We start from the raw sequence: 25,894 nt of genomic DNA, 5'->3' as shown, positions 1-25,894 counted from the left end.
ATTTTGTTCTCTCCAGGAATTCTTCGTATGTTAAGGAAAATTCCTTCAGAGGTTCGGCCCTTCTATCCCTTTACCTTCTGTCAGGTAACGAGAGATGATCAATCTTTGGATTTGAGAAGTACCTTCGTAAATTTGGAAAATTTTCGCGTCTCTCATCAGTTTTTCCACAGGATACTCAGAGTTAAAACCGTAACCGCCTAACACTTGTACTGCGTCAGTGGTAATTCTCATACAAGCGTCTGCGCAGAATGCTTTAGCAATAGAAGCTTGGTAGGTATTTCTGAAACCGTTGTCGATCAACCAAGCAGCTTGGTGGCAAAGAAGTCTTCCTGCTTCTATATCTCTCGCCATCTCGGCGATCATAAAGGAAATTGCTTGGTTCTCGATGATAGGTTTACCGAATGCAGTTCTAGTTTTAGCATATTCTAATGCATGTTCCATAGCTGCTCTAGCAACACCTACTGCTCCGGTTGCAACCCCCGGACGAGTATGATCGAATGCTCCCATTGCGATTTTAAATCCGTCGCCTTCTTTACCGATCATCTGGCTTTTGTGGACTTTCACTTCTTCGAAAGTGATTCCTCTTGTGTCGGAACATCTTTGTCCCATGTTCAATTCTTTTTTTCCGACGACCACGCCTGGAGTTTTGGAACTAACTATAAATCCAGTGATACCTTTGTGACCCGCAGCAGGATCTGTTTTGGTTAGAACGAAAAACCAATCCGCATAACCTGCGTTGGTGATCCACATCTTGGAACCGTTTATGATATATTCGTCTCCGACCTTTCTAGCGGTAGTGCGGATACCGGCAACGTCGGAGCCTGCACCAGGTTCGGTAACTGCATACGCACAAAGTTGGAATTGTTCAGTCATCGGCTGAACCCATTTTTTTAGGATCTCATCGCTTGCTCCGATGAGTACCGGCGCCAATGCTAAGTTGTTTGCAAGGATCGCTGTGGCCATTGCGGAACAGCCCCAGAATAACTCCTCGCCGATGATCGTATCATCTAACTCAGTCATTCCGGCCCCGTTGTATTTTTCCGGAATATGGATATTCATTAAGCCGATTTCCCAGGCCTTTTTCAAGATCTGAAGAGGGTATTCTCCCGTTTTATCGTGATGTTCCGCTTTTGGGCGGATCTCATTTTTTGCAAAATCTCTGGCAAGACCTCTAAGCGCTTTTTGATCGTCTGAAAGAGCGAAATCCATTATAACTAAACCTTGATTGGAATGAGGTAGACCGGTGCGGATAAAAATTCCCTACGAAAAACCCTAAGGAACAGGTTCTAAGCGGAAGGGTACCGAGTCAAGAACGTACGATTGGATTAGAAGAAGCCGAAAATCGCATAAATGCCGAATGATTGGCATCAGTTTTGTGGCCAAAATTTGGAAATAAATTTCCAATTGAGGTTAACGGTAATGAAAAAAGTCGCAGAGGTAAAGGCCCTAAATGATGCTTACTTGGTTCTGTGTTCCGAATTTCTAACTGCTGATTTATGGCAAGTTTCTGAAAAAAAGAAACCGGCAACATTTATGAAATTTTAAATCGGATTTTGAATTTTGATTGTGGGCGACCTATACTTTTCCGGATTATCCTTTACCTTAGCACTGGATATAAGAGTGCAGCGACAAAAAAAGGGCCTCCCGAAAGGGAGGCCCTTTTTATTTCAATATAGCAAAGAGATGAACTATCTTTAATCGTTTTCAAAAAATAATCCGGCTGGCTTAAGCCTCACCGGATATAAGAGTGAAGCGACGATAGGAGTCCAAAGACTCCTGTTTCTTATTCATAAGATCCTTTCCTCATTGTCAGCTATTTTTTCCCAATTAGGTGCTTCTGCCCTTTTTAATGAAATATGTGTAATTTTGGATTTTTTGTCTGTTATGGCGCGGTTTTTGCCTGAAAGCGGAAGGATCCTAATAAGAGTTTTTGCCTGAAAGCAAAAACAGTACTTTGTATTTCTGCCTTTAGTTTCCTAAGATCTGGGATTTCATAAAATGAGCGGACCTTCTTCCTAACTCCAAAGCTAATCTTCCGTTTTCCATTTTATTCGGATGAAGATACGGAGTATTGGTCACTACTCTGATAATTTTTTTACCGTATTTTTTAGCTAGTAGTTCTTTAAGATCTCTAGTCTCGCTGGCAATCACACTTACGCAAGAATCGAAAGCCCTCATCAGTATTTTATCGGAAACAGGCTTGCGGTTTTCGATATCATGGATCACGATCCTTTTGATACTTGGGTCCAAGATAAATTCTTTGATCGGTTCTGCATCAGCAACGCCGCCATCCAAATACTCTTCTCCCTTTAGATTCGGGACCTCGAAAAGAATCGGGAATGTCATGGAGGCCATGATCATATCCACGATATTTCCTTCGGTTTTTAATTCTCTGATACCTTTAGTGAGATTGGAAACTGAAATTCCCATCTTGGTAGGCATCTCGGAAATATCCTTACCTCCCAAGTAAGGTTCTAGTAATGCCCTGATCTTTTTTCCGGAAAGAATTCCCGAATAATTTTTAAGTCCTTTTCTGAAAGGTTTCAGGAACTGACTCAGAAAATTTCCGTCCCAGAAATCGCTTTTTTTTAGAGTAAGAATGAATCTTGTGATTTCTTCCGGAGGAATTCCTGCTGAAATTAAGGAACCGATCAAAGCTCCTGAACTAGAACCTGCGATCGCTGCCGGCTTAAAACCGATCTCTTTTAGTCCGAGAGAAAAACCTGAGTGAGCATAAAAACCGAAAAATGCGGAATTCAAAGCTAATGCGTCATACGATTTTTTAAAGATAAGATTCGGCGATTTTTTGGAAGCCATTGCGAATTTCTTAATTCAGAGGGGAACTTTGTCCAGAATTTTACCTTAACTTTTAGGACTTTCGTTTAGTGAATCAGGAGAATCATTCTTGAAACAATTCAGTTATGGGAGTATCAATATAGGATGAGCTATCGAACTTTTTACGTCACCACGAAGAATGAGACCGAGGCTTTAGAAATCGCGGAAACATTAGTGAACGAAAGACTGGTTGCCTGCGCCAATTTGATACCAGGGATGAAATCTATTTATAGATGGCACGGAAGATTGGAGCATAATCAGGAAACAGTTCTTTTGTTAAAAACCAAAGATTCTGAGGCGGAAAAAGTCGTAGCAAGAATTTCGGAACTACATAGTTACACGGTTCCTTGTATCGTTTCCTGGGAAATCAAAGAGGCAAACCAAAAGTATTTGCAGTGGATAGATTCGGAAATAGGAAAATAATCCTTTCCCTTTAAACATTCTTTTCATACATTCGGATATTTTTATCGAGTCTCTTGGTTAGAAATTCCGAAAGATTCGTGACTGAGGCGGATGAATGCAAGAAAAAGCGGAAAAGTTTTGGACCTGGTTTTCCCAAAACAGCCGGTATTACACTAAACTAGATGACCTGGATGATAAAGAGAGAGATCGGCTTTTGGACGATCTGATGGATCGACTCCAGGAAGTGAATTCCGAGTTTTTTTTCGAGATCGGCGGGGGGGACGAGAGTCCTCATGAATTCACAGTGGTCACTGCCGGAGACGAGGATCTCTACGCTGAGGCAGAAAGGTTTGTAGACCTTGCTCCCGAAATTTCGGGTTGGGACGTGTATTCCGTAGACCAATACCAGGAAAAAGGCACAGTCATATTTCATGAAGGTTTGGAATTAGATTCGGAAGAGATCTGGTTTCTACCTTTGGAAAACACAAGTCTTCCTAAAAGTTTCGGAGTTCGGATCTGTTTTCCCGATTTCCCGAATGTAGAATCCAATCCTCATCTTAAAAAGGCGGTCGGTCTATTATTAGAAGCTCTTCTCGGCGAAGACACTTTTACGAAAGAAATAGGATATTATGAGATAGGAATGCTTCCTGACGATCCAGAGGAAGAAGGATTTATAGAGCTAGTAGAATTGCCCGACTATATCCAATGGAGAAAGGAAAGAGAGGCATAAAAAAAGGCGGGCAAGCCCGCCGTTAAAAAAGGTGAATGGAAATCCGAAATTAATTCTCCGATTGGATCACTAAAGTGGATTGTGGGGTTTTGGAGTGTTTCACATCCAGACCATAAATCAGCACAGTAGGCACCGCATATTGAGAATCGAAAGTATCGATTGCAATCGCGATCTTATTTCCCGCAGGAACATCATAAGCTACCGCATTTAGATCGATAGACATATCTTTTGTTTCATACCATCCTGCGTCGAAAATAGTCCCGGTACCATGAGTGATCAAAGTAGCGGTGCCGTATTTATCTACATCGTAAAAGTAAACGTTCACGTTTGCCTTTCCAAGGCTGGAAGAGATCCTTCCGTTCCAGAACATTTTACCTCTGATCTTTAATGCAGAGCTTAAGTTAGAAGATTGGTACACGATACCATTCACTCTACTCACTAAACCTAAATTGGTTGTTACAGGAATTTCGGCATGAGCAGCTAGAATATCCGAAAGCAAAGGAAATCCAGTGCTTGCAACAGTGTCCGCTCCGGAAAGAATTCCCGTATTCGTGACGGTAGTATTCTGGCCGGCAGAAAGTTCCCCGTTAGTAAATAAACCTCTAGGTTTCAGATAAAAAGTTTTATCGGAAACAGTAGGGGAAGGCCAAGAAGGAAGAGTCACTCTAGGTCCTGCAAAACGTTTTTGGAAAGTGACCTGAGGTTTGTCCATGATCCCATTATTGATCCCTTTCAACCAATAATCGAACCAGTCGTATGCGTTATCCCAAACTGTGCCGGAAAAACCGAGAATGCCCCCGATTTCTGCGGAAGCATGAATTCCTTCGTTCATTAAAAGTTTTTTCGGAACTTGGATTTTTGCGAAATAATCCAAAACTGCGTTCGGGTTAAATAAGAAGTCCTCAAAGTTATTTGAAATCAGTACCGATTTACCTGCAGAAGCATTCAATTGTCCTACGAAAGTTTCCGGAGAACGATCCGCTGCCCATGTGGTCACAGAATCGATATCCGTATGTTGTAGAAGTTTTCCGAAATTTTGCGCGATGATCGGATCAGGTCTTCCTGTGATATAACTGGATGCAACCAGCAATAATCCCCAGATCAATCTAGGAGTATCATTACCATAAAGAGAACGTTTGAGATTTCCCCAACCGCTCATAGCAACTGCAGTCTTAATTCTAGGTTCGGTGCTCACACCTGCTAAGGAAATTCCGGCGCCGTAAGAGATACCTGATATACCGATATTTGCGAGATCGGCTTGGGTGTTCGCAAGTAACCAGTCGATAATTTTGCTTAAATCAGCTCTATCCTTTGGACCGGCAGTATCAATGAGTCCTCCGGAAGCTCCAAAACCTCTTGTGCTATAAGAGAGAACGATATATCCCTTTTTAGCGAGTTTCGCAGCTGGAACCAGATACTCGTATTTGTTCAATGCCCAACTGTTCACGAAAATTACCGTAGGATATTTTCCGGTAGCAGAAGGGATAGAAGGTGTGAAGAGGCTAGCTTCTAACACAACCCCGTCGTTTGCAGTTACTTTGATGGTATTATCGAAAGTGAAACTTCCGTCGCTCTCTTGCGCGAATGCGTTTTGGATCTCGCTACTGGAATCTTCTAACTCGGAAACTCCTTTGTTTCCGGCAGCTTGGGCCAGGCTTGGATCTAAGGAAGCTAAGAGGGCTGCAGCTTCCGCATTTTGAGAAGAATCACTTTTACAAGAGTAAAAAGATCCTCCTAAGATCAGCATTAGTATGCAAAATCGCATAACTAACGTTCGGTATATTTTTCTCATCACTATTCTCCATACGCTTTTTCAGTCTTTGACTTTTAGCTAATTTATGAAGAGGGAGTATAAGACAGTTATCAGTATGGGTCGTCTTGGATTCGAATTTTGGACAAATTAAAAGGTCCTAATTTTTTATTTAAACAAATTAGGAACAAAACGTTCGTTCAAATTAAGAGACTTTGGATTTTCGGAGATACTCTCTAGGAGAAACACCTTGTATAGATTTGAATGCAAGGTTGAAAGTCGCCTTGGAATTAAAACCGGATCTGTAAGCGACGGAAAGAATATTGGCTCCTTCTTCTTTCTGTAATATACGAACTGATTCCGCTACTCTGAAACCGTTTACGAACTTGGCAAAGTTAGTTCCCTTTCTCTGATTTAGAAATTCTGAAAGTTGATATGGTTTGATATCTAACTGATTAGCTAGAGTGGAGAGAGAAAGGTCTTCTTGCAGATACAATTTTTCTTTTGTCATCAAACTTTCTAAGCGATTTTCCAGATCAGTTGTGTCCACACCTTCTAATCTGGAATTACGGTACGCATCTCTCATAGAAGGTCCCATTTCGCTGAACACTTCCGGTGCATAAATTTGTGCAAGATAACCGGCAACCGCGTAGATCACAGTGCTCAAAACAGAAATGAATAACAGATTAATGTCTCTGATTAAATAAGAAATAACAAGGATGGAAGTTACACTTCCGCTTCCGATCACAACGAACAAAAGTATCCTGGCTCCCGCATCTTTTTTGAGTCTTTCCAATCGGAACGCAGCTCTTGTCTGCCAAACGATAGAAGAATAAAATACTAGATTCGCTGAATAAGCGCCTAACAGTAGGATATCCGACCAACTTGTGGAACCTTTTTCAAAATAATCTACCGGTCTGTTCCAAAAGATTTGAGGTAAAACTAAATAGAGGACTGGAAATAAGATAAGAAGGAGTATTCCCGGAAGATAAAAACTCCTTTCGAAGGCAGTGAATTTCTCCTCTCGAACCGTAACGGAATACAAACTATACATTCCAGGTCCTAAAAACCATGCGAATGGAATATGAAGATGGTTTAAAAACGAAGGTTCGAAATAAATACCCTTCAAAAGAAAATAAACATATAAGAATTGGATAGAAACACAAAAAGATAATAAAGATAAGATCCTTAAACCGGAAGATTTTTCCGGTCGGAGTAGGCATGCCACAGACAGAAGCATACAAAACAAAACTCCGAAAAAGACGATCTCATGGAAATGAGGAACCACGAACTAATTGGATGAAATTTTATCGCCTGCTTGTCAAGTTCTTACGGTCGGAATAACAACCCGCAAATCGTTTTTCAGGGCGGAAACTCGGTCTGTTTTAGTATAAAATATCCAAGAAAGAGGTCCATTTTTAGGATTCCTTCTAAGTTTTTAGGGAAAATTTTCGAAACTATAATTATGGCATTCAGAGGGTTTCTCATCCTATTCTTCTTAATACCCTCTTATTTATTTTCCGAAACTCCGGTACTGTTCCGATGGAAGATGAGATCCGGAGACGATCTGGAATTAAACGAATACCATAGGGTAAAGGCCAGACAGGGTCTTAGAGTTATCAATCGAGAAGATAAAAATCGCATTTTGTTAAAAGCGATATCCTGTAAAAAGGAAGGCTGCGATTTTTCCGCAATATTCGATACATACATTAAATTTCCTGAATTAGATCCAGCATTCTATAAAGACAAAACGTTTAAGAGTAAATTCCATATTTCGGAAACCGGCCAATATACTGTTCCCCCTGAATACAGTATGCCCAACTTGAGATCGTTACCTAGCTTTTCCTCCAAAGAGGTAGGCGTAGGAGAAGAATGGACAAAACCTGCTTCCGAGAGTTTTCAATTCCCGACGGCGAGAATAGAGATACCTGTCCAAGCAAAGTATGTTTACAAAGGTAAAGGAGACTGGGAATATTCAGGCAAAAAGGGTAATGCCGACCTGATCGAATATAACTATAACCTAATGAAGGAATCCGATCCGATTGCTCAGAATATTCCATACAAAATTTACGGCTTTGCAAAAGGAAAAGTTTTCTTTGATTCCGAACAAGGAGTTCCTCAATACAAATATGTTCAGCTCGCTTACACATTCGTTTTTCCGAATGGGATCGCGCAAGAAATGTCCTTTGAGATCCATGGATTATATTCTAAACAGAACTCCGTTACGGAGAATGATAAGGACAAAATTGCGGAAGAAGTAAAGAGGATCCTCGGACCTTTTCCGGAAGGAACCGCTTACCCGAAAAAGAGACCTACCGGCAAAAAAGGGAACGGATTAGAGTGGCCTGAATGGGAAGGAAATCCTGAAGAAGAAGTCGCAGACCGTGCACCTGTTGAGATCAGAAAATCGAACGAGGGAGTCGTACTATCCCTAGATAATCTACTTTTCGATTATAATAAATCCGAATTAAAGTCGGAAGCCAAAAAGGTATTGGAAAGGATTGCGGATGTTCTAAAAAAATATCCGGATAGGGAAATTCGGATCGGCGGCCATACGGACGATAAAGGCAGCCAGGATTACAATCTAAAACTTTCTCAGGACAGAGCGCTATCGGTTCTGCAAGAGTTACGGGATTCTCACGGAATTGAAGAAACTAGAATGTCTTATAAAGGTTATGGAAAATCCCAACCCGTAGCGGAAAATTCCACAGAATCAGGTAGGGCCAAAAACCGAAGAGTGGATATCACCATTGTCTTGGAATAATCTTCGGCCTTCGTCCTTTCGAGTAAATTAACGATCAAAAGTAATTTTCACTTTTACATTCATTATAATGACTATTTTCCATTAAGCAGGAAAGAAGAATACTATTATAGGATTCCGTTCCAGGTTCATGAGCGCCGACTGCTTGGCAAACCGCATCTCTCATTACTTTTCTTCTGTCCTGGCAGCGCTGTACCGGATCGATTCCACAGGATATAAAACCGAATATTAGAATAATGCAAAATACGAGGGTTCTAACTTTCATTCTTTTCACCTTATTTCTGTTTTGGATTGGCAAGCGGATAACATAACGAAGGATATAAAAAAAGCAAGGAGTTTTGACAAAAAGGGGCATAGAAACTTTGTTATAAAACAAATTCTATTCGTGGATATAACCCCAGCTTTCCAATACTTTTCGGACTTCTTTTCCTAACGCGGCTTGCTCTGAAGACTCCGAATTTCCGGAAAGGTTGGCGTCGTTATAAAAATAAGGTATTTTAGAAGTTTTGAATTCGTAAGGAAGTTTTGCAGAAGCAACCGATTCGGGCGAATCCCTATAAATTTTAGAACTCGCTTCGGATAAAATTCCCCATTTTCCGGACTTATAATCTTCCGGTTTTCCATCCTTGTAAATGGACAAACGAAATCCAAAAATGGGTTCTACCGTATAGAAGGAGAGGATACTTTCTTTTCCGGGCGCTTGTTTTACCGTAAGGGAAGCTGATTTTGCTTCTAATCTATTTTCCGTGAAATGGGTATCAGATTGAATTTTATAAATTCCTGCTTGGATCCCGATCTCTATCTTACGAGTGCATTCTTTTTCGCAGGCGGGCAATCTAAGTTTGAAAACATTCTTCTTTAAACTATGAGAATCCAATTCCTGTCTTGCTTTTATAAGAAGTGCCGAGTTGTTAGCCGAGAGATTTTGTAATTCTCCGGGATCTGAAACCAAAGAATAGAATTCCTCAGGCATTTTATGAGGTTCACCCTCTTTGGTCCTTCTTACAAAATCATAACCTGGGTATCTACGAATCAGTTTGTATTCTTTTGTACGAATAGACTCCGAAAATCTTCCTTCGGTATATACGAAGTCCTCCGATTGTGGACCTTCTTTTCCATACATTGTTTTGGAGTAATCATTTCCGTCGCAAGAATCCGGATTGCAAGGAAATCCTAATGCTCCTGCTAAAGTGGGAAAAAGGGAAAGTAAAGAAACCTGCTCGGAAAAGATCTTTTTTTTAATATTCGATTTTTTTGATGCAGGAGGATGAATGATCCAGGGAACCTTGATCTCTTCGTCGTAATGGGTCTCTCCGTGGGCATGTAGATTCTCTGCCACGAAATGATGATGGTAATAATGCTCCATGGATTGTAATTCTCCATGATCCGCGACTACAGCGATCCAAGATTTTTCGAAGGCGCCTGTCTTTTTGGCTTCTTCCAGGATTTTGCCTATGACCTCATCCGTATATAAGATCTCAGCCATATACTTTCTTACGTAAGGATCATAACTATTCCAGATCTTTGGATCCGTCTTCTTTGCTAGAATATCCATATACTTTCTTTCAGGTAGATACGGATAGTGAGGAGTATTGATATTTATATGTAGGAAAAATCTTCTGTTTTTGTTCTCTTTCAGGAATTTTACGGATTCCGCAAGTATCAGTTCGGTATCGTCTTTATCTTTCCCAGGCTGGAATAATTTATGAAACCCTAGATCGACTCCCACTCCCGTGTAATCCAGTAGGAATACGTTATTCATTAGACTTGCCGTTAGATAACCTTTGGATCTGAGATGGTTCGGAAGTGTTTCCGGCTTTTTAGAATAGAATATTTTTCGATGAAGATTACTGGAATAGAACCAAGCATTCCCAAGACCTAATTCGGATGCGATCTTAGAAGTAAAAAAGGAAATCATACTCGGCTTGGTCCAATTTCCATTAGAGAAAGCATTTTCAAAAACGACAGATTCGGAAGCGAGCTTATCCAAATTGGGACTGGTAGGGACTGGAGAACCGCCGAAACCCAAACGATCCGGCCTAAGCGCATCGACTACGATCAATATTACGTTTTCTTTAGGTCCCCAAAGTTCCGGATCCGCCACAGAGGCATATAATGTAGGTTGTCCAACGAATAAAAGATCGTTCTGATTTTTAGGAATCCATTCAAAATTCCATAAAAGAGAAGAATCTTCTTCCAAAGATTTGGAAAGGGATTCGGGGATCTTGATCTTATGATCGATCCACTCTCTTCCTTGGCTTTGAAGTTCTTCGGAGAATACGATAGATTCTCCCAACTTTATTATTAGTTTTCCGGTGCTCGGGACATGTTCCCCAGAGGAAGATAATGCAGTGGTGGAAAAGTCCAAAACAACATTTTGTAGATCGTAAAGTTTTGCTCCGGGGATAATAAACTCGGAGGAGATAGCGCAACCACCATTTTGGAATAACAATAGACTATCTCTGGACTCGTTTAGCAAAGTTTGTTTATCTTTTAGGATGGTAAGTTGAGTGTTCCTCCATTTTTCTTGGAGGGGAAGTTCCGAATAACGAGACGGATTTTTTTTATAATGATAGGAGATCTTTTGGATTGCTACTTCCGAATTTCCACTGCAAGCGCTGCCTGCTTTTTTTAAGGAACGAAGTCCATCCCAAACAGGGATTATGGTCTCTTCTCCTTCCGAAAACGATCCAGGAAAAATTTGCCTACAATCCTGTAAAAGTATATAGAGCAAGATTGGGATCAATGTCCTAAAAAGTTTGGAACCAAAAGAAATCATGAGAACAAGGACAGAATTTTACTTGAGGGGTCCGCTTACAACACTTATCATCCGGATGAACACCATTCAGTGAACGCTTGTTTGAGCGAACAGAACGTTCGTTACTAAAAATTCAATGGACCTGTGGGCTCGGTGTCTAAAAAATAGGGCCATAGAAACGATCTTCGATCCTTCGAAGGTTTTTAAACCAATCCAAAGGAAAAGGATTATGGCAGAAAAAGGCATTTCAAAAGACCTGATCGGCACAAAACTCGACTCCTACGAATTCGACGTAGAAAGAGGAAAGATAAAAGAGTTTTGTCTAGCGATCAGCGAGACCAATCCGATATACTTCGATCTAGAAGCGGCTAAAAAAGCAGGATACGAGGATATTCCAGCTCCTCCTACATTTCCAACTGTGATCCAGTTTTGGGGATATCCTAAAATTTGGAAAGATATGGAGAACATGGGAGTTGATACTTCCAGGATCTTGCATCTAAAAGAAAAATATAATTATGTTAAAACTCTTTATCCTGGTAGGGTTTCTTCTCAGGGAGAATGTGTTAACGTAACTGTAGGTAAAATGGATACGATGACTTTCCGCACCACTATTCGTAATGCAAAGGGTGAAACTGTAATCGAAGCAGAGATGTCCATTTTCATCCGTAAACCGGAACAATGATAGGAGGATTAAGATGAGTAAGATTGAATTCGACAAGTACGAAGTAGGACAAGAACTCCCTCCTTTAAATGTGGATACTATTACACACGCGCATCTAGTGCGTTATGCTGGAGCGAGCGGCGACTTTAACCCTATCCATAACGATCCTGATTTCGCTCGTAAGACCGGATTGGATGGAACGATCGCTCACGGTATGTTCGTAATGGCCCAGATCGGAAGACTTTGCACTTCTTGGGCAGACCAAAAGCAAATCAAAGAATTCGGAGTCACTTTCAAAGCGATGACCAAACCTGGACAAAAGCTAACTTGTTCCGGCAAGATCAAACGTAAGAAAGAAGAAAACGGAGAAAAACTTCTAACAGTAGCTGTAGAGGCTGCTGACGAGTCTGGAGAAGTGAAAGCTTCCGGAGAGTTAGTAGTTATCTGCTAATCTTTACGTTTCTCTGAATAATAAAAAGCCTCCGTCTCGGGGGCTTTTTATTATGCCGAATATTCGGGAGTTTCTCTGGATTCGATCGCGATGATAGTGATATCATCGTATCTTTGTTCGTCTCCTCTAGATCTTTCTTCCATTACGACTAATTCTTCTAATAGTTTTTGGAGACTTACACTGGAAAGTGTGGCTGCCCTGGAGGCGATGGTCTCCACAGTGCTCCATCTATTTTCCTTTCTTCTATTCTCGATGAGTCCATCAGAGAAAAGTAATAAACGGCTTCCTAAAGGGAACTTATAAGTGGAAAATTCGATCTCTAAATCATCGAATAATCCTAATATCGGACCTGTTTTGTGAAGTAGTTCGTATTTGCCGTCAGGAGAAAGTAGAACCTGATCAGGATGTCCCGCAGAAGCGTAGAGAACTTCTTTTTTCTCTAAATAGATATCCGCTACAAAACAGGGGAAGATACTTTCTAAAGTGTCGAACTTTCTTAAAAATCTTCCATTCAATTCTTTTAATACATGAGTAGGGCAGGGGAGTTTTTTCAATTCTTCGTATTCAGTCTTTAACGCCATGGTCATAAGACTTGCCTGCACTCCATGCCCGACTGCATCGGCTAAAAGTACTCTAACTTGGCCGGGGTTAATTTCAGAAATATCTAAAAAATCGCCTCCGACTTTTTCTAAAGGTTTATATACATAGTCGAAACGAATTCCTTTGATCTCTCTTTCTGGAGGAGTAAGGATTTTTCTTTGTACGTTTTGAGCGATTTCCAACTCTCTATTGATCTGCTGTAGAGTGTCATTTAAGGTTCTAGTTCTATCTTCTACCTTTTGAACCAACTTTTCTTTCATTTCAAAAAGTTCTAAGTTCATGGTCTGTAGATCTTCTGTGAGAAGTTTGGCTTCTTTATATTTGGAAGAACGATCTGAAGCGATCACTAAAGACTGCAAGAATACGAAAAGTACGAGTGCAATATGAGAAACTTGATGAGAGGAAACTTTTAAAATATAAGTATAGAAAAGATCTATTGCCACTCCTAAGAATAGTATCCCCGAACCGTATAAGATATAAGAAGAATTGCTTTCTTTATCAAAATCTATTCCAAAGATCACATAGATCACATAACCGATCGTAATCCCTATAAATAAATGGAAATATGCTACCTTGCTACTATTGAATTCCAATGAGCCGAATAATGTCATCAATATGAATAGAAAGATTACTGCTAATGAAATTTTTACGTATAGCTTGGACGCGTAAACGGTGAAGGTTTCATAAAAGAAGAGCAAATACAATCCTGTAGCACACATCATGGAAATTTGTTCTATCATTTGTATTCCGTTCTGGTTGATAGAAGGGAAGAATTCCATAAGCAATCTAGTGTTAGTAACAAGAGTCCTCATTCCGATCGCCATACTCATAAATCCAAAATACAAAGGAGCTTTGCTGGATCTTAAATATAAATATAGAGAAATATGATATAGTCCCATGATCACTAAGCTGGAGAACGCGAAAATATCAGTGAAGATGGTTCGAGTCCGGGTAGATAACATGACTTCGGAAGGACCCAATCTAACGGGCGAGCTGATACCTCCTTGCCTTGCGAAATTATTCGTAACAAAAAGTGAAACTTCTATCTGACTGGAACTAGGAACGAATGAAAAGGATCGGGGCTGCACTCTTGCAATGCTAGTCTGAGGAGAAGTAGATGGGTCTCCTGATTCTCCCTGGAACTCTCCGTCCAAGTATAATCTGTAGGAACTCCAAACGGTGCCTAAACCTAGAGTGAGAACTTTTCCAACCCAAACATCGGGCAAAAGCACTTTCAGTTTATAAGTGGCATAACCTAATCTGTCATAGGACGGATGTAATTCGGTTTCGCGATTCCAAGAACCTGGGACCGTCATATTCCCATGGAAAGACTCTAATATCTTTCCGGGCTCTTGGCTCCAGAAAAATTCCCATTCTCCGGATAGATCAACAGGACCGGAACTTGTACTTTGGATACCTCTAAGATCGATCACACCTTTGTAAGCGCGTAAATTTTCCTCCTTATGCCAGGGGGTGAGGGACAAAAGGAAAATGAGGAAGCCGATGGGTCCTAATAAAAAGAATAAATATTTTGCCGTGTGCATTGAGCAGGAAGGTTGGAACCATCCTCCATCGGATTATCTTTTCTCGTCAATCCTTCTCCGACTAACAAGAGTATTCGAGAAAATTTTGGAAAATAATAATTTCCAAACTCTACTCAGGAATATTTGACCTTCTACTTTTTGCTTGGATTCCGTAAATACGGAAGAAGCCGCCCTAAAGTTTAATTTGGGGAACTTCAAAGATTATTAGAGGAAAAAAAACGAAAAATTATACGTCCAATCCGCCGTTTTTTATAAAAAAGAAGTATTTTGGCAAATATGTATAAAAACCGGAAATTCCTGTTGCCATGTCGATCCTTAGGAAGAGCATGAAAAAGACCGATACGAATCAAAGATATGAGCCGTTTTCATTTTTCTAAAAATCATTCTATTTTAGCTAGCGTTACACTTGTATTGGCTTCTTATTCTGCTTGTTCAGGGGAGAAAGATGAGCCTTCTATTCTGGAGATCAGAGATCTATTAGACTCCGGTCATTTAACAGAATCCGTTCAGAAGGCGAAAGATAAGGCACTGATCACTGGAAAAATGGACCAGGTCCATTACCTAAGGGGATGGATCCATTATTTACGCAAAGAGGATTCGGCCGCAGAGAAAGAATATAAACTTTGTTTAAAGGAGAATAAAAACTCCATCGATTGTTTGAGAGGACTTGCTCAAATCGAAAAACATAAACAAAATTATGAAAAAGCGGAAACAAGATATAAACAAGCCTTAGTAATTGCGCAAGCTGCTAAAGATCAAGAATACAGCTCCATGTTGCTTACGGATCTGGGAAATTTGGCTCTTTCTCAGGATGAAAGAGAAGAAGCCATGGACTGGTATAATAAATCCATCCAAGTAAAACCGGAAGGTTCTGCCTACTATGGACTTGGTTTTGTGCATCTATTAAATCGTGATAAAGTTGCTTCTGTCCAATCCTTAAAAAAAGGATTAGGGACCGAATACAGAGATCTAATCATCAAAGCGGAAACCTATTATCTTCTGGCAAAGTTACAAAATGATTTCGAAAAAAACCCGCAGGCAGCAAGCGAGTCCGCAAAAAAAGCCTTCGAATTATTTCCAGCAATGGAGAAATACTCGAAATCTTGGGAACAATATTCCAAACTTTCCCGTTCTAAATAAAACAGGACCCAATGAATTTACTCAGAACGATCTGGCGTATCATCCATAAACAAATCATTTTACCTTTCCAAGAATCTTATGCTCCTATTCACGAAGTTTGTTTAGGTACCACCGTAGGTCTACTATGGTCCATGACTCCTTTGGTAGGAGTGCAAATGTATTTAGGATTGGGGACCTGGTTGATCCTTAGGTTGTTCCGTATCCGTTTTTATCTTCCGATTGCGATCGCAATGATCTGGATTACAAATCCGGTCACTCTTCCGTTTTTCTATTCTCTATTTTACTGGATCGGAAAGCAGGTTTTACTTTTATTCGGAATTCCTTTCCAACAGATCAGTTTCGACACGTTATTAGCTATTTCCAAAGAGTCTGAGTCCATGGATTTGATCGGCGGGTTATATCATTGGACAATTTTTTTATTCGATAAGATGGGACTTCCAATGTTCGTTGGCGGTTTTGCTTTTGGAATTCCTTTGGCATTACTCGGCTATCCGATCACTTATCGTTTATTAAATTCTTATAGAAGCAGAAGGGCCGAGGAAGAAGGTTTGAGTCTTCAGGAATGGGAACTAAAGCATGTTAGAAAAGACGTTGGATTGTTCGCGGCTAAAACTCCTTAGAGTTCCTACTTTTCGAAATATTTTTCCAATTTAATCATTATTAGTTGTCCGAATTCCTTTTGGATCTGCATAGTATTTGTTACTCGAATTCAATCCGGGAGAGAATATATGATTCGTCGATTCTTGGCCTTTTTCTTTTTTACGGCCATCTTATGGAATCTTCCTGTTTCCGCACAAAAATTTGAAACAGATGCAGACCTTACAAAATGGATCAAATCCTTAAAGTATGAAACTAATTTAGTCCCCCTTTCAAATAAGGACGGAAAGCTGATTGCAAATATCCAAGTCCCGAAAGGTTACAAATATCTAAATCCGAAAGATAGTAAGATCGTATTGGAAGATGTTTGGGGAAACCCTCCTACAAGCGAACCTGGATTAGGAATTTTATTTATCGCTAACGAAACACCTTTGGATCTAGGATCTTATGCGATCACAATCGATTATGTGGACGAAGGACATGTAGACGATGAGGATTCCAAAGAGATCAAATACGACGAATTATTATCCGATCTGAGAGAAGCCGCTAAGGAAGAAAGTGAACAGAGGAAAAAAGACGGATATTCCGGATTGGAATTAGTCGGTTGGGCTTCTTCTCCTTATTATGATGCTTCCGCCAAAAAGTTGCATTGGGCAAAAGAATATAAATTCGAAGGAACCGATGTTAACACTCTCAATTATAATATTCGAGTTTTAGGGAGAAGCGGCTATCTTTTGCTCAATGTGCTCGGAGATATTTCCGTTTTAAAAAGAGTGGAGAATGATGTAGGAAGGATCTTAAAGAGTGTGGAATTCTCGGAGGGAAACCGTTACGCGGATTACGATTCTAAAATAGACAGTTTAGCGGCTTACGGGATCGGAGGTTTGATCGCCGGAGGACTCCTGAAAAAAGCAGGATTGTTCGCGGTGATCGGTGGATTCTTACTGAAAGGGGCAAAATTACTGATCCCAGCCGCGATCGGTTTATTCTATGCTGTCAGAAGATTTATTTTTGGAAGAGGAAAGTCCGAGGATACAGCTTCTGGACCTTCAGACAAAGAAACCTAAACAATTCCTAAAAGATTGGAAAGCGTTTCCGCATCGTATTGAGATTTACCGGAACCGCTTTCCGCTTCTGCAATTAAAGAAACGATCTTACGATTGATCGGAGCTTTGTGACCGATCTTATCCGCTAAACTTACGATCTCTCCATTCAAATAGGAAATCTCGGTAATTCTTCCGTGATGCAGATCCTCCCACATTGAGGATCTTGCTTCCGGATCAATTTTTACCATGGAAGAAGCCACTCTGAAAAATAATAAATCAGGCAGACCTAGGATGATAGGCGCAAGCCAAGGGATCATTTTGCCTGCGCTTGCAGGTTGGATTCCTGAAAGTTTGAGTATTTCCAAACCTTCTAAGATCATAGAAGCTAAAATTTTTCTGTAAGCTCGTTGAGACAATTCTTCTCTGAGAGGAACACCTGCAAGTGCATTCAGGCTATTATTCAAATTGAAAAGTAGTTTTCCCCAAAGAACTCCCTCCATATTTTTATGAACGATAGAGGGTAAGCCTGCTTTTCTAAGACAAGAGTGGATCTTTTTACCATATTCATTTGAATTAAATACAAGCTCTCCGCTTGTCCCTTGGTGAAATTGTCCTTTACCTTTGGCTATCACATTAAACGGGACCATTCCGGGCAAATTTCTATCGTTTAACTCAGGTAATACGGAAGCGAGTTCCTTGGAGTTTCTCACCCCATTCTGAAAACTCACTACGATAATTTTAGATAATTCTTCGGATGAAAAAAGGGAACGGATAGATTTTCCCACTTCTATAGTATCTTTACTTTTGACTGTGATCAGAAATACGTTTGCGTCCTTGGCTTCTTTGATATCGGTCACATAACGGACTTGGCTCGGTGCTAGGGTGAAAGAATTTCCCTTATAGTCGCTGATCCCTAAACCGAATAATTGGATTTCTTGTTTTAATCTTTCTCTACCTACAAATACTACAGGATACCCTGCTTTTAACAAGTAGGCTCCGATATATGTTCCTATACTTCCGGAACCCAAGATCGCAAATTTCGGGGAAAAACTCATAAGCGGAAAGAATGAAGAATATTAGAAAAATACCAACTAGAAAATCGGTATTCTATACTCATATTTAGGCATAAAAAAAGCCGGGAGTTTCGCCCCGGCTTTTTTTTGGACACAACGTCGAAATTATTGATTAGATTTCGCGTTGGAAGCCATTTTCAGGAAGTAACCTTCCACGTCGTACCAAAACTTTCCGGAATTCAAGGTGTTAGAAGCTTGTAAATGGTCTACACCAGTTACTAGAAGTCCGTAATCAGGTCCACCTTTGAAGGTTCCCCATTTCAAAGAAGTGTAAGGAACGAGTCCATCGCAGGTTCCGCCTTGTCCGTTAAACAATCCCCCAGCCACACAAGCAGGTTGGATGATTCCCATCAATGGGTGTTGGATTAGGTCAGGAATAGTGATGTAAGATCCGTAAGAGAAATACTTAACGGAAGAAGCATCAGGAGTGCGAGTGTTGAAAGCCGCAGTTCCGCTGGTAGTCAAGGAACCAAGTGCCGCAAGAGCGTCTTGGTTTCCGCCGCCATATACTAGTTGAACTACAACCCCTAAGATACCGCTAACGAAAGGTTTGATCCAATCAGGAAGAACGGTAGTTACGATATCCGCGATTGGAGACCCTCTGTGAGGAGTGTTCAAAGTGGTTAAAGTGGAAACTTTGGAAGAAAGTCCTAAGTTGGAGATAGCATAGCGGCTATCCAATCCACCTTGGGAGTGTCCAAGGATATGCACTTTGCTAAAGCCGTTTGCGGCCATATAAGTAAGGACTTTATCCTTTAATTGAACCCCGCGAGTCTCATTAGACTGCGCTGCAGTCTTAGTGGGAGCATACACGGTTGCACCTTGGGATTGCAGATATGTGTCCATTCCGCCCCAATAGTTAACTATACTAATTATGCCGGAAGAATCAGTTCCCCAACCGAAAAGTCCATGGGAAAGAACGATTGGATACGATCCAGCTAATGGTTTGGAGGAAGATCCTCCCCCTGAAGCGAACAACGTGCCGCTACACAAAAATAGGAGTAATACCGCTAATCCTAATTTACGCATTTGAGTTTACCTCTTCACTATTCTCTTGCTGTCTATATGGTCTCAGATTGAGATTCGCTTAGTTTTAACTTGTTCGCTTTTTTATCTGTATCACTCGGTACAAAACCGAGCTTTTGAAGATTAAATCAAGACTCCTAACTGTCAAGAGAAAACGTTCGAAAAAAATGCTGATAAAATAACATTCGATATAAAACTAATATTTTTTTATAACGATCGATTTTTTATAAATATTCCTTTAGGGATAGTTTTCGATAAGGGTGCCCTTAAAGAAAAATGCTGATTTTTAAGACTGACTAACGTGTTCTAAAAAGAATAGATCTTAGCTTGGAAATATATTTCCGGCTGGGCCAAGAGAGGAGGGGATAATTTACGGGAAGACCCGAATTATTAGTTTAACGTGTTCTATTTTTCTGTGATGATTTGAATGGAGAACGTAGGAGAAAGTTCGGCAATCTGTGGCTCTTTGAGAGAATTATACCTGTTCCCTATGCGTTCAATTGTATGGACAAAGATTATAAACTTACGATACGCTGCGTGGTATCGATATATTTCTTTATTTTAGTAAACGATTGTTCATCTATATTCAAAAAATTTGAAAAAGATTGACTATGGATAATTATACACTTTCGTAGCGAGGCTTTTAGAAATAGAATAAAGAAGAGGAATCATATGAAGTACGATGTGCTGATCAAGAATGGAAGAATATTCGACGGAGAAGGAAACGTATCTTTTGTCGGAGATGTGGCAGTTTTGAATGGAAAGATCGCGGAGATCTCTAAATCCATCTCCGGTGATGCAAAAAAGATCTACGATGCAAAAGGGCTTTGGATCACTCCAGGATTCATAGATTTTCATACACATTACGATGCCGAAGTGGAAGCTTCTCCAGGACTTAAAGAATCAGTAATGCATGGAGTCACTACTATCACGATGGGAAGTTGTTCTCTTAGTCTTTGTATCGGATCACCGGAAGATCTTGCGGACATGTTCAGTAGAGTAGAAGCCATCCCGAGAGAGCAGGTGCTCCCTCTATTACAAAAAAAGAAAACTTGGAATTCGATGAAAGAGTATGCCGATCATTTGAATTCACTTCCCTTAGGGCCGAATGTTTCTACATTCTTAGGACATTCCGCCATTCGAGCTTATTCTATGGGATTGGAAAGATCTCTTTCTTATGGCATAAAACCTACGGAAGAGGAAATGTCGAAGATGGAAAAACTTCTGCAAGAAGCGATCGATTGCGGATACTTAGGACTTTCTATCAATACTCTTACTTGGGATAAAATGGATGGCAGTCGTTTTAGAAGTAAGCCGCTTCCTTCTACATTTGCTAAATGGTCGGAGATCAGCAGATTGAATAAAATCGTTCGGAGAGAAGATAGGATCTTTCAAGGAGTGCCGAACGTTTCTACGAAGTATAATGTTTTGTTGTTCTTTAAGGAAAGCATGGGGATTTTCAGAAAAAAACTGAAAACAACGATCATTTCTCTTATGGATCCAAGATCCAATCGTACTATCTATAAGCTCGTGGCATTTCTGACTCGGATTGTGAATACGATCTTTAATGGGGACGTTCGTTTGCAGGCAGTTCCTGCGGTTTTCGATCTTTATGCAGACGGCGTAGACGTAGTTGTCTTCGAAGAATTCGGAGCTGGAACCGCGGCCATCCATTTAGCAGACCTTGCGGAACGAAGAAAACTTCTGCTGGATAAAGGATATAGAAAATGGTTCCGAAGACAATGGACGAATTGGTTCTTGCCCAGAGTTTTCCATAGGGACTTTAACGAATCTAAGATTGTAGAATGTCCCGACCAAAAACTGGTGGGTAGATCTTTCTCTGAACTCGCGAAAGAGAGAAAACAACATGTGGTGGAGACATTTCTGGATCTATGTGCGGAGTTTGGGAACGATATCCGTTGGTATACCGTAATAGGTAACGATCGTAAGGGTCCTTTAAAATATATAGTCAGTCATCCGGATGTATTGATCGGGTTTTCGGACGCTGGCGCTCACTTAAGAGGAATGGCTCATTACAATTTTCCATTACGTTTTTTGAAATTAGTTAGAGACGCAGAATTGGAAGGAAAACCTTTCCTTTCTGCGGAAAAGGCCGTGTGGAGAGTCACTGGGGAGATTGCGGATTGGTTCGGTTTGGATACAGGTAAACTGAAGGTCGGAGCTCAGGCGGATATCGTTCTTTTGAATCCGAATGGCTTAAACGAAAAAGTGGAAACCATCCAAGAGACCCCGATGCCCGAATTCGGCGGAATGGTCCGTTTAGTAAGAAGGAATGAAGAAGCGATCCGCGCGGTGTTGATTAACGGGAAAGTCGCTGTGGAGAATGGGATCGTTCTTCCTGAGATCGGAAAAGAAAACGGCTTCGGAAGATTTATGGCCTACAAAGAAAAAGATTATCTCTATTCTTCCGTAAAAGTACAAAAGAGAGAAGCTGCAGGATCCGCGGCTTAAGGGATCCGAACTACGATCTTTCCGAAATGTTTTCCGTCTTTTAGATATTCTAATGCGTCTTTAAATTCGGAAAGTTCGTAGACTTTATCTACTACAGGTTTGAGTTTCCATTCTTCTATGGCCTTGTTCATAGCAAGAAAACCTTCTCTATGACCCACAACGATCCCTTGGACTTTGATCTGGTTCATGACTAAAGGTAGAAGATTTAAATCCTTGATGGCTCCAGCTAATATCCCGATCAAATGGATTGTGCCGAATAATTTTACCGCCTTAATAGACTGTTCCAGGGTCCCGGCGCCGCCTACTTCCACGATGTGGTCCGCGCCTTCTCCGCCTGTTAATTCTCTGACCTTTTCTCCCCAAGATATAATATTCTTATAATTGATCAGATGGTCAGCGCCTAATAACTTTCCTCTTTCGAGTTTTTCGTCTGACGAGGAGGTTAGATAAACGGTCGCTCCAGCTGCTTTAGCAAATTGTAATGCGAATAAGGAAACTCCTCCGGTTCCTTGGATGACTACGGATTCTCCTTGTTTGAGTCGGTTTTCGACAAAAAAAGAAGACCAGGCTGTTAATCCGGCACAAGGCAATGTGGCCGCTTCCTCAAAGCTAAGATGAGAAGGCATCGGGACCACACCTGTTGCAGGAAGGATAGCATATTGTCGTAGGGTCCCATCTAAAGGGCCCCCTAACGTGGTTCTAAGCTCTTTTTTGCTCGCGTGTCCTGATAACCAATACGGTGCAAAAGTTGCATTGATCCTATCTCCAGCTTTGATGTCTGTGACATTCTCTCCTACTTCTACAATTTCCCCTGACCCGTCGCTACAGGGGACCATTGGCACTGGAAAATTCGGATTGTACTTTCCCTGGACCACAAGATAATCCCGGAAATTTAAGGAAGCCGCTCTAAAACGGACTAAAACTTCTCCCGGGCCTGGCTTGCCTGGGTCTGGGAGATCGATTAAGGAAAGATTTTCTTTTCCGAAAGAGGAAAGTTGGACCGCTTTCATTTTTATTATGCTTTTATAATATATTTAGGAAGAAAGAAGGACTCCTGTAGTCAGGAGCCCTTCTACGGTAGTTTATTTTCTACCTAATCCTAGTTTATCGGCACCTACGAGGATACTCATGTTTCCTGCAGGGTGTTTGTTTTCTTTCATCAATTGGTGAGCTTGCGCAGTTTCATGGAACTGGAAGGTTTGAGAAAGAACCGGATCCACTTTTTTATCGATCACTAATTGGTTTAGACCGATTGAGTTTTCGTCATTTGCAAAGTGAGAACCTTGAAGACGTTTCTGGCGCATCCAAAGATATCTTAAGTCGACTGTTGCGTTGTACCCTGTAGTTCCCGCACAGATTACTACCATTCCTCCGGTTTCACAAACGAATACGGAAGTAGGGATGGTGGTTTCTCCAGGATGTTCGAATACGATCTTAGGGTTGTTTCCTTTGCCTGCGATGTCCCAGATAGCCTTTCCGAATTCGCGGGCTTGTTTGGTCCATTCTACAAATACTTCAGGCTTATTAATGTCCGAAGTGAGAGCTCCCCAATGTTTAAAATTGTTTCTGTTAATCACTCCGGCGGCGCCTAACTTTTTACAGAAATCGATCTTATCGTCGGAAGAAACTACTGCGATTGGAATTCCACCGGCTGCCTTTACGATCTGGATCGCCATGGCTCCTAAACCACCTGCTCCTCCCCAGATAAGGACAACGTCACCCGGTTTTACATCGTTCGGTTTCCAATGGTGAAGCATTCTGTAAGCGGTTGCTCCAACAAGCATGTAAGCTGCTGCTTCTTCCCAAGAAAGATGTTTCGGTTTAGGAAGACATTGGTGGTCTTGGACCTTACAAAACTGCGCAAAAGAACCCCAGTTAGTTTCGTATGCCCAAATCAATTGGGAAGGTGCAAACATAGGATCTTTTCCTTCTTTGACCCAAGGATCGTTCTTGTCCCAGATCCCGCAGTGTAGGACGACCTCGTCTCCCACTTTTACGTTCTTAACTTCGGAACCTACTTTATATACGATCCCGGAAGCATCTGAACCACCGATATGGAACTTTTCCGGTTCGCCTTTTTTGTTTCTTGCTCCGATCACATCGACTGGAAATCCAAGACCTGCCCAAACGTTATTATAATTAATTCCGGCCGCCATAACTGCAACCAACACTTCGTCAGGTTTAATTTCAGGAACGTCGATCTCTTCTGGTTGGATAGACTTTATCGGGTCTCCAAAACGTTCCGGTCTAATGACCTGTGCATGCATTTTTTTAGGGACCACTCCTAATGGAGGGAGTTGGCCAATTGGTACGATTTCAGGTGCGCTCATGGGGACCAGAAAACCTAACCGACCGAGGCTTACGAGAAAAAAAAGAGTCTTTAACTCGGCTTTCCGGGCTTAAGTAAGAAGGATATGATCGATCCTGTCTTCTAAACCTCTGACCCTATCCTCGAAAAATCGCTCAGAGGAGATCGAAAGTATCAAACTATGTAATAGGTCCACAAGAAGGGAAAGCTTTAGGTCTGCGTTTTTGGCAGGGGGATTACGATCTACTGCCGCATCCAATAACTTTCTATATTGGGCCCCGTAATGGTTTGTGTATTCTTGGACTAGATTTTCGGGCGCAGAATATACCAAGCTAAATGGAAGTTTAGCTCGATCAGGAAACTGTCTCGCGATATCTGAAATCGCTCGGAATACTGAGACCACTTCTTCCCTTAAACCTTTGTCCTTTACCAGTCTGCTCCGGATATCGTTCAATATCATCAAGTGAGTTGCGACCAACGCTTTTCTAAATAGGTTTTCTTTGGAATGAAAATGATGATAGATACTAGGCTGCTCCAACCCACATTCTCTACTGATCTCTCTTAGAGAAGTTCCGTGGAAACCTTTACGAGCAAAAGCTATCGCAGCGCCTTCTAAAATTCTCTCGCGAGAATTTCTGAAAACTCCATTTGTGGGGTAGACAGGGCTACCGTCCTTCTTTTTCACCGATCCGACCTCTTTTAGGAGGATTAATCCGGCGAATTTATTTTTTTGTTTTAAGATCGAAGATCTCGAAATCGCCGGAAGATCTATCCTTTAGGATAGAAATTTCACTATATTAGCGAAGATATAACAAACGCCAGAATTCCGCAATTCATTAACTTATTGGAAAGGTTATTTAAGTCAAACTTAGCTGAATGTTAGTCTTACCTGATTGTAATCAAGTCTGACGGTTCAGAACTCTTTTCTGAAAACTTCGAAGTAGTTGTTCAACTCGCTCGTACCTGGAAGCCTTCCTTCTGCTCCTGGTTGTTTTTTACCTGGAGAACCGGGTTGGTTCAGGTTTTGATCTTTCTCTTCTCGACCAAAAGCCGCTGCAGGAGTATATAATTGGCTGCCGAATATTAATTCGAAGTTAGCAACGTTAGACTCTGATTCATCCAATCGTATCTCTACTAAAAAATGATTTTCTCCGAATCTTGCTTCCCATTCATATACGAAGGAAGGCTCTACAAATCCTGTAAATAAAGGAGATAATTTTCTATCTTCACTATCTGATTGGAAGATATGTACCATTACGGATTGGTCCGGATTTTCGTGAGCGAGGCCGACGCCTAATTTGCGAACGATCTTTCTGTCCTTACCTTCCGGGAATTGGAGTTTGAAGGATACAGTGTTTCCACCGAACACTGAACCGGTAAAATGCGATTTTCGATCTACGATATATCCTCTGTCTTTAAGAGAAACTTTAACTTCTTCTACCAATTTTTTGAATGTGGGAGGTCCTCCTGCTATGGAATCTTTTGGGTTAGTCGCTGGATTCGAAGTAGAAGTTTGGGCATACAAGCCGGATTGTATAATTAAGAATAAAAACAAAATTAAGGGAAAGAATCCAAGTCGGGGAAGTTCTAATAGAAAAGATCGCATGATTACTAACAGACTAACTCGGATCGTACATTCTCGCCAGATTTTTTCGAAAATAATCCGGAAAATAGGGAAGAATACCTCGGGAAAAGTCCTAAAAAAACGATAAATTAATTATGCGCCCTTGTTCTAAGAAA

General features: G+C 41.0%; 22 protein-coding genes. 9 read left to right on the top strand and 13 right to left on the bottom strand.

Annotation, left to right across the window (positions count from 1 at the left end; all coding sequences use genetic code 11):
- Positions 1-45: 45 nt before the first annotated feature.
- Positions 46-1,209, bottom strand: a complete 1,164-nt coding sequence (locus LEP1GSC185_RS00985; RefSeq protein WP_008590499.1) for an acyl-CoA dehydrogenase family protein — start codon at positions 1,207-1,209, stop codon at positions 46-48.
- Positions 1,210-1,968: 759 nt separating this feature from the next.
- Positions 1,969-2,817 (bottom strand): patatin-like phospholipase family protein, encoded by an 849-nt coding sequence (locus tag LEP1GSC185_RS00975; RefSeq protein WP_008591583.1) that lies wholly within the window; start codon positions 2,815-2,817, stop codon positions 1,969-1,971.
- 123 nt (positions 2,818-2,940) lie between these two features.
- On the opposite strand from LEP1GSC185_RS00975, the gene cutA reads away from it, so the two are divergent.
- Together cutA and LEP1GSC185_RS00965 are read left to right on the top strand one after the other, a co-directional pair.
- The gene (cutA, locus tag LEP1GSC185_RS00970) at positions 2,941-3,258 is read left to right on the top strand and encodes a divalent-cation tolerance protein CutA (RefSeq protein WP_008591102.1); all 318 of its coding nucleotides are present in this window, start codon (positions 2,941-2,943) and stop codon (positions 3,256-3,258) included.
- A 94-nt stretch (positions 3,259-3,352) separates the two neighbouring features.
- On the top strand, positions 3,353-3,967 hold the full coding sequence (locus LEP1GSC185_RS00965; protein ID WP_008589870.1) for a hypothetical protein: 615 nt from the start codon (positions 3,353-3,355) through the stop codon (positions 3,965-3,967).
- Positions 3,968-4,016: 49 nt separating this feature from the next.
- Here the strand turns inward: LEP1GSC185_RS00965 and LEP1GSC185_RS00960 are convergent, their stop codons facing one another.
- Together LEP1GSC185_RS00960 and LEP1GSC185_RS00955 are read right to left on the bottom strand one after the other, a co-directional pair.
- A complete protein-coding gene (locus tag LEP1GSC185_RS00960) occupies positions 4,017-5,714 on the bottom strand; it encodes a CocE/NonD family hydrolase (RefSeq protein ID WP_008590800.1) in 1,698 nt (565 codons plus the stop codon).
- A gap of 208 nt (positions 5,715-5,922) precedes the next feature.
- A complete protein-coding gene (locus LEP1GSC185_RS00955) occupies positions 5,923-6,957 on the bottom strand; it encodes a helix-turn-helix domain-containing protein (RefSeq protein WP_008590404.1) in 1,035 nt (344 codons plus the stop codon).
- A gap of 225 nt (positions 6,958-7,182) precedes the next feature.
- Here LEP1GSC185_RS00955 and LEP1GSC185_RS00950 point away from each other — a divergent pair, with 225 nt between their 5' ends.
- Positions 7,183-8,481 carry an OmpA family protein gene (locus LEP1GSC185_RS00950; RefSeq protein ID WP_010514758.1) on the top strand — a complete coding sequence of 433 codons (1,299 nt, stop codon included), beginning with the start codon at positions 7,183-7,185 and terminating at the stop codon, positions 8,479-8,481.
- A 34-nt stretch (positions 8,482-8,515) separates the two neighbouring features.
- On the opposite strand, the gene LEP1GSC185_RS00945 is transcribed toward LEP1GSC185_RS00950, so the two are convergent.
- Together LEP1GSC185_RS00945 and LEP1GSC185_RS00940 are read right to left on the bottom strand one after the other, a co-directional pair.
- Positions 8,516-8,743, bottom strand: coding sequence for a hypothetical protein (locus tag LEP1GSC185_RS00945; protein WP_139032646.1), 228 nt, complete (start codon positions 8,741-8,743; stop codon positions 8,516-8,518).
- Positions 8,744-8,857: 114 nt separating this feature from the next.
- Positions 8,858-11,224, bottom strand: coding sequence for a sulfatase (locus LEP1GSC185_RS00940; RefSeq protein ID WP_232298416.1), 2,367 nt, complete (start codon positions 11,222-11,224; stop codon positions 8,858-8,860).
- Positions 11,225-11,465: 241 nt separating this feature from the next.
- Here LEP1GSC185_RS00940 and LEP1GSC185_RS00935 point away from each other — a divergent pair, with 241 nt between their 5' ends.
- Together LEP1GSC185_RS00935 and LEP1GSC185_RS00930 are read left to right on the top strand one after the other, a co-directional pair.
- Complete coding sequence (locus LEP1GSC185_RS00935; protein WP_008589515.1) at positions 11,466-11,918, top strand: FAS1-like dehydratase domain-containing protein; 453 nt, start codon at positions 11,466-11,468, stop codon at positions 11,916-11,918.
- Between the two features lie 13 nt (positions 11,919-11,931).
- Entirely contained in the window at positions 11,932-12,348 is a 417-nt protein-coding gene (locus tag LEP1GSC185_RS00930; RefSeq protein WP_008590909.1) for a MaoC family dehydratase, read from the top strand.
- A gap of 50 nt (positions 12,349-12,398) precedes the next feature.
- Here LEP1GSC185_RS00930 and LEP1GSC185_RS00925 read toward each other — a convergent pair whose 3' ends face one another.
- A complete protein-coding gene (locus LEP1GSC185_RS00925) occupies positions 12,399-14,492 on the bottom strand; it encodes a SpoIIE family protein phosphatase (RefSeq protein WP_008590616.1) in 2,094 nt (697 codons plus the stop codon).
- Between the two features lie 354 nt (positions 14,493-14,846).
- Between LEP1GSC185_RS00925 and LEP1GSC185_RS00920 the strand changes: the two genes are divergently transcribed.
- The 3 genes from LEP1GSC185_RS00920 to LEP1GSC185_RS00910 all read left to right on the top strand — a co-directional run bounded on the left by LEP1GSC185_RS00920 (position 14,847) and on the right by LEP1GSC185_RS00910 (position 17,296).
- Positions 14,847-15,632: a tetratricopeptide repeat protein gene (locus tag LEP1GSC185_RS00920; RefSeq protein ID WP_008590776.1), complete on the top strand. Its 786-nt coding sequence runs from the start codon at positions 14,847-14,849 to the stop codon at positions 15,630-15,632.
- An 11-nt stretch (positions 15,633-15,643) separates the two neighbouring features.
- Positions 15,644-16,252, top strand: coding sequence for a DUF2062 domain-containing protein (locus LEP1GSC185_RS00915; protein WP_008589941.1), 609 nt, complete (start codon positions 15,644-15,646; stop codon positions 16,250-16,252).
- A 108-nt stretch (positions 16,253-16,360) separates the two neighbouring features.
- Positions 16,361-17,296, top strand: a complete 936-nt coding sequence (locus LEP1GSC185_RS00910; protein WP_008590257.1) for a DUF2167 domain-containing protein — start codon at positions 16,361-16,363, stop codon at positions 17,294-17,296.
- On the opposite strand, the gene LEP1GSC185_RS00905 is transcribed toward LEP1GSC185_RS00910, so the two are convergent.
- Together LEP1GSC185_RS00905 and LEP1GSC185_RS00900 are read right to left on the bottom strand one after the other, a co-directional pair.
- Entirely contained in the window at positions 17,293-18,330 is a 1,038-nt protein-coding gene (locus tag LEP1GSC185_RS00905; RefSeq protein ID WP_008590981.1) for a 2-dehydropantoate 2-reductase, read from the bottom strand. The genes LEP1GSC185_RS00910 and LEP1GSC185_RS00905 overlap by 4 nt on opposite strands.
- Before the next feature lie 123 nt (positions 18,331-18,453).
- Positions 18,454-19,377 carry an esterase/lipase family protein gene (locus tag LEP1GSC185_RS00900; protein ID WP_008591357.1) on the bottom strand — a complete coding sequence of 308 codons (924 nt, stop codon included), beginning with the start codon at positions 19,375-19,377 and terminating at the stop codon, positions 18,454-18,456.
- 669 nt (positions 19,378-20,046) lie between these two features.
- Between LEP1GSC185_RS00900 and LEP1GSC185_RS00895 the strand changes: the two genes are divergently transcribed.
- Complete coding sequence (locus tag LEP1GSC185_RS00895) at positions 20,047-21,846, top strand: N-acyl-D-amino-acid deacylase family protein (RefSeq protein ID WP_008591620.1); 1,800 nt, start codon at positions 20,047-20,049, stop codon at positions 21,844-21,846.
- Here LEP1GSC185_RS00895 and LEP1GSC185_RS00890 read toward each other — a convergent pair.
- The 4 genes from LEP1GSC185_RS00890 to LEP1GSC185_RS00875 form a co-directional block, all read right to left on the bottom strand.
- On the bottom strand, positions 21,843-22,856 hold the full coding sequence (locus LEP1GSC185_RS00890) for a zinc-dependent alcohol dehydrogenase family protein (RefSeq protein WP_008590473.1): 1,014 nt from the start codon (positions 22,854-22,856) through the stop codon (positions 21,843-21,845). The genes LEP1GSC185_RS00895 and LEP1GSC185_RS00890 overlap by 4 nt on opposite strands.
- Before the next feature lie 72 nt (positions 22,857-22,928).
- Entirely contained in the window at positions 22,929-24,176 is a 1,248-nt protein-coding gene (ccrA, locus tag LEP1GSC185_RS00885; RefSeq protein ID WP_008590947.1) for a crotonyl-CoA carboxylase/reductase, read from the bottom strand.
- A 69-nt stretch (positions 24,177-24,245) separates the two neighbouring features.
- Positions 24,246-24,839, bottom strand: coding sequence for a TetR/AcrR family transcriptional regulator (locus LEP1GSC185_RS00880; RefSeq protein WP_008589839.1), 594 nt, complete (start codon positions 24,837-24,839; stop codon positions 24,246-24,248).
- A gap of 228 nt (positions 24,840-25,067) precedes the next feature.
- Entirely contained in the window at positions 25,068-25,709 is a 642-nt protein-coding gene (locus LEP1GSC185_RS00875) for a hypothetical protein (RefSeq protein ID WP_244264622.1), read from the bottom strand.
- Positions 25,710-25,894 lie beyond the last annotated feature (185 nt).

The organism is Leptospira licerasiae serovar Varillal str. VAR 010, from assembly GCF_000244755.1.
GTDB lineage: Bacteria > Spirochaetota > Leptospiria > Leptospirales > Leptospiraceae > Leptospira_B > Leptospira_B licerasiae.
This window is presented reverse-complemented; position numbering and strand designations above follow the sequence as displayed.